At 54.0% G+C, this 4395-nt stretch carries 5 protein-coding genes; 2 read left to right on the top strand and 3 right to left on the bottom strand.

The window, feature by feature from the left end; all coding sequences use genetic code 11:
* The coding region (locus ABJK56_RS14065; RefSeq protein WP_347245297.1) for a hypothetical protein at positions 1-323 on the top strand (323 nt) is incomplete at its 5' end.
* 109 nt (positions 324-432) lie between these two features.
* Positions 433-1875, top strand: a complete 1443-nt coding sequence (locus ABJK56_RS14070) for a glycoside hydrolase family 140 protein (RefSeq protein WP_347245298.1) — start codon at positions 433-435, stop codon at positions 1873-1875.
* Between the two features lie 54 nt (positions 1876-1929).
* On the opposite strand, the gene ABJK56_RS14075 is transcribed toward ABJK56_RS14070, so the two are convergent.
* Genes ABJK56_RS14075 through ABJK56_RS14085 form a run of 3 tightly spaced genes read right to left on the bottom strand, consistent with a single transcriptional unit; the run spans position 1930 to position 4177 of the window.
* Complete coding sequence (locus tag ABJK56_RS14075; protein WP_347245299.1) at positions 1930-3225, bottom strand: hypothetical protein; 1296 nt, start codon at positions 3223-3225, stop codon at positions 1930-1932.
* Positions 3179-3502, bottom strand: a complete 324-nt coding sequence (locus ABJK56_RS14080; RefSeq protein ID WP_347245300.1) for a hypothetical protein — start codon at positions 3500-3502, stop codon at positions 3179-3181. Before ABJK56_RS14080 ends, ABJK56_RS14075 begins: the two co-directional genes overlap by 47 nt.
* On the bottom strand, positions 3503-4177 hold the full coding sequence (locus tag ABJK56_RS14085; protein ID WP_347245301.1) for a hypothetical protein: 675 nt from the start codon (positions 4175-4177) through the stop codon (positions 3503-3505).
* Positions 4178-4395 lie beyond the last annotated feature (218 nt).

Below are 4395 nucleotides of genomic sequence, written 5' to 3' on the forward strand. Positions count from 1 at the left end.
AGGCATTGGATCACGAAGACTACTTCCGGGCTGCCGTCCTAATGTACGAATCCCTTCTGATTGCGGCAGCGAGAATCCTCAATTTGCCCGGGGATCCTCTGGATTATAAACATCGTCAACAGGGCAAGCGTGAGCTGTTTAGCCAGCTTGGCCACGCACAAAAACAGTTGCTGACCGATCTTCTGCGCACACGGAATGCCTGTGCCCACGGCAGCCGTCCTGGACGCAGCATCCAACGCATCATGCAGTCACCTCAAGAATTCCGCAAGTTGATCGAAAAGGCGTCAGAACTCTTCGACCGTTTGCCGGAACTCTTGAAATAGTAAAACTTCACGCCTAACTTATCGTTGTTGCCGGGTTTACTTGTAAAACCCATTCGGAGTGTGCCGATTGAGGCGCAGGAGGTGATTCTCTTTCAATGAGGAGTGCCGCATGGTTCTGAAAGACCGTAACGTCGTCTGGACATACCGGTGGTGTCTTTTTGCTTTGGCAATCGGTTTCGGTTTGTCTTGCAGCGTCAATGCAGCGCCGCCGCAGCGACTCCGTGTCTCTGACAATGGCCGATATCTTGTGACCAGCAACGGACAGCCGTTCTTCTATCTTGGTGATACCGCATGGGAATTGTTTCATCGCCTCAATCGTGAGGAAGCCGAGCTTTATTTAGCCGACCGTGCGAAAAAGGGATTTACTGTCATCCAGGCCGTGGTTTTGGCGGAACTCGACGGTCTCCATTCTCCCAACGCTTACGGCCATGTGCCGCTTTTGAACGATGATCCCACAAGACCGGCCGTCCAAGACGGCCCCGATAATGACTATTGGGACCACGTGGATTGGATTGTTCAGCGTGCGGAAGAACTCGGTTTATTCATCGGAATGCTGCCGACCTGGGGTGATAAATGGAATAAAAAGTGGGGCGTGGGACCGGAAATTTTTACTCCAGAAAATGCCAGGGTTTACGGGCGATGGCTGGGCCAGCGGTACCGAGACCACGCCATCATTTGGATTCTCGGTGGCGACCGGAATCCCGAGAGTGACCGTCATCTCGCGATTGTGCGGGCACTTGCAGCGGGACTTGCCGAGGGAGACGGCGGCGCTCATTTGATGACGTACCATCCCATGGGCGGATCGAATTCTGCCCAGTGGTTCCATAAAGATGATTGGTTGGCCTTTAACATGTTTCAATCCGGCCACAGTGCGTTCAACCTCCCAAACTACAAAACTACTTTGGCACTGAGGGAATTACTGCCGATCAAACCAGTCGTTGATGGTGAGCCGCGCTACGAAGATCATCCCGTCAATTGGAAACAGGGCAGGGAGTGGTTCGACGATTGGGATGTCCGCCAAGCGGCTTACTGGTCGATGCTGAGCGGCGCCTGCGGGCACACCTACGGAAACCACAATATCTGGCAAATGTACGAGCCGCCCCGGAAGCCCATCACCTTCGCGCGCACACCGTGGAAAGAAGCCCTCCATCATCCGGGCAGCGCCCAGATGGGACTCATGCGGGCGATCCTGACCCAGCGTCCCTGGTATCGGCTGGTGCCCGATCAATCGCTCATCGAAGGTAATAAACTGGAGGGGGCCGATCATCGTCGTGCTGCCCGGTCCGTCGACGACACGTTTGTGCTGGTTTACCTGCCGACAGGCGGAGAATTGACGGTCCACTGGAAAATAGCGGCAAAAGAAGAGGTCCAAGTGTGGTGGTTTGATCCGCGCACAGGAGATGTTCACGAGGGTGGTCGACAAAAGCCGGCCGGATCACTGACTCTTCGCGCCCCCGGGACTGGCCGAGGGCAGGATTGGCTTCTCATTTTGGATAAAGTCTCGGCTGGTCTTGCGCCGCCTCGCGTCGCGCCCGCAGAGGCTACACGTTGAATGGGGTAAGAATTAGAACAATTGCGGTTCTAAAATACACCCGGCGATAGCGATTCAATCGTGAGACTTGTGGAGGCCGACTATTGTTTCCCAGAACGGGAGAAGCGCTTCGTGGAAAGAGCTGACAATAGTATTCAGATCTACCCCGCGGTCCAAGCCAGTGGCGAGCCCTTCCCAAATCGCGTTGGCTGTTTTGGTGAGAGTCAGCGTGGGGAACTGGTGAGGATGGGCCGAGGCAATCATTGCGATAATTCGCGTGTCGAGTTGATGTTCCCGCAGGGCATCAATCCATGGCTGCGGTGACGCATCATATTGGTAAACAAGGACGAACTTATCCACAAGTTCGAACAATGTTTCACGCCCCGGCGGAATGCGTTGAGGCGGTGACGCCTTCAAATTACCTCCTGGCAAATCGACGATGAGCACGTCGAAATAATCCCGGGCGCCGCGCAGTTGCGCCGTTAAAGTTTCTTCCATTTCCTTGGTCCATCCGATTTTTTGCGACTTGCGCAGTTGCTCTGCCTGTTCCCGCGACACCTGGCGGAGTGATAGATACCACTCGGGTGTCGGAGACTGACCGTCCGAATCGAAACGCCAGCTCCAATAGTTCGCTTTAACGGCGCAATAATAAAGCACCCTGCTCAAGACGGATTTGCCGCAATTGGGATCGCCGACCACCCCTAACGTGATTGAGCCCTGCTTCGGCCGGAGTAAACTGTGAATCCAATCGATGGCCTCAGAGGGAACCTCGGGGGTTTCCTCATCACATGGCCAAACATTGACGTATCCATCCCGGGGGGACACACAAACGATGCGCGAAACCCCTCGGGAAACCGCGGCCGACGCGATCCCCGCGTAAACTTCCACCGGGCCGGACCCCGTTAAATAAATGCTGATTCTACCTTGCAGTTTGTCCAACTCATGGCAAAGTGCTTTCACCACTTCCGCTAACTGTTCCCTGGCAACAGGAGGCGCGGGCCTGATATCCAGCTTCACAAGGACGATTCTTTGTCCGTCACCCAACTCCCGGTCTTCCACCACAAAAAAGTCCCGGGGAGAGAAGGATCGCGGAGTTGAGGCGTCACCCACGTTCCGGCTAGCTTGATCTTGTGGTTTGCGCACTTCCACGCAACCCCCGTTCGCTGCAACCAAAGCAGCGGCATGGGCGTACATCCAGACGGCACCCGATCCCGTGATCACTACTCTTCCGCCCGTTTTCCAACTTCGCGGGAGCGGGGCTTCACGGAGCACGGAGGGTGGCCAAAATCGAACATGAGGCTCGGGATGAAACGTGATGACGGTTTCATTCGGATTCTGCTGAATAGAGAACCACTTGGTTTTGTAGTCCATGGCCCACTTCCTCGTAATTTCTCATTACACTGGCTCGTTTATTTGGCCCTGATTGGGAACTGAAACGGGCAGCATCTTCCTGAAGCATACGGAGATATCCTGTGATTCTAATCTTCTGTTGATTGTAAATCGCCACTGAGCCATTTTCGACCGAGGAACCGTCGAACAATACTTTTACATTTTTATTGTGCATCGCGATTTTGTGCGAAAATCCAGCCCGGTGCGTCTGGTATATTTTGGAGAAACTGGCGATTATCTGTGCATTGAGTCGTTCCATTCATTTACCAGACTCCATGGCATGGCGCTTCTCTGTCAGCCAGCCCACCGCAGGAGGTACCCAGCACAAATTGGAAGCAATGATTTCGATCGCTGTGGCCACCTGCGTAGTGGGACTGAATCCCATAAGGCGTGCCACAAGAAGCCCAATCGGCACGACGAGGATGACTCCTAAGCTGGCTAACATTACAGGATGACGGAAATACCTGCGGATTGCCGTTATCCAATCACCAGTTTCTTTGCGGAGGTGGATGATTCCGGCTATGTTCGCACCGATCTGGTCGCTCATTGCATAAAAGTAAGGAATGTAGAACCCCTCCACGCTGTACACGTCAAGCCCCAGGAAACGGCTCAATGCGTCAATGCCCCAGGGGGCGATCATTCCCAGAAATTTACCCCAGGCGTAACTTTCGGCGATGGAGGCAGTCTTTCTCAATATCCGCTGGCGGAGCGCGAAGAGGCCTTCAAAGAGACTTTCAGCTTCACCGCCCAACGTTCTCACAAGCCACTGACCGAGCGCGGCTTTATGAAAACCAAGCGTGTCGAGAAGTACCCCAACAGCAAGTCCTCCGAGATATCCAAGCAGTGTGTAGCGCAGAAGTTCTGCGAAACCAGATTCGGATTCCTCTGTGGGCTGCACTTCTGGTAGTGAATGGTCGTTAGACTTGTCTGCCATACGAAAGGTCCTCTAGAATCGCTCGGAATGGCTCGACGAAGGTAACCGGAAATCATGGGTCTTCCTGCTCGTCTATCAAGAGAAGCAGCTTTTAATTGTACGCGGCTCAGCGAGGTTCGTTGGCTGCAAATTTAGCTCAGCATCGTCAGCGAGGTTCCTTAGTCTGTTACACACAATCGATCACCAGCCACGCGCGGTTGGGGCGATTCAGGTTCTCT

Origin of the sequence: Thermogutta sp. (assembly GCF_039793925.1) — a bacterium.
In the GTDB taxonomy this organism is placed as follows: Bacteria; Planctomycetota; Planctomycetia; order Pirellulales; family Thermoguttaceae; genus Thermogutta.

Bases quoted from the DNA above. Each gene is read 5' to 3' on its own strand.
- ABJK56_RS14080 (WP_347245300.1), bottom strand. From the start codon at position 3,502: ATGGAACGACTCAATGCACAGATAATCGCCAGTTTCTCCAAAATATAC.
- ABJK56_RS14085 (WP_347245301.1), bottom strand. From the start codon at position 4,177: ATGGCAGACAAGTCTAACGACCATTCACTACCAGAAGTGCAGCCCACA.
- ABJK56_RS14070 (WP_347245298.1), top strand. From the start codon at position 433: ATGGTTCTGAAAGACCGTAACGTCGTCTGGACATACCGGTGGTGTCTT.
- ABJK56_RS14075 (WP_347245299.1), bottom strand. From the start codon at position 3,225: ATGGACTACAAAACCAAGTGGTTCTCTATTCAGCAGAATCCGAATGAA.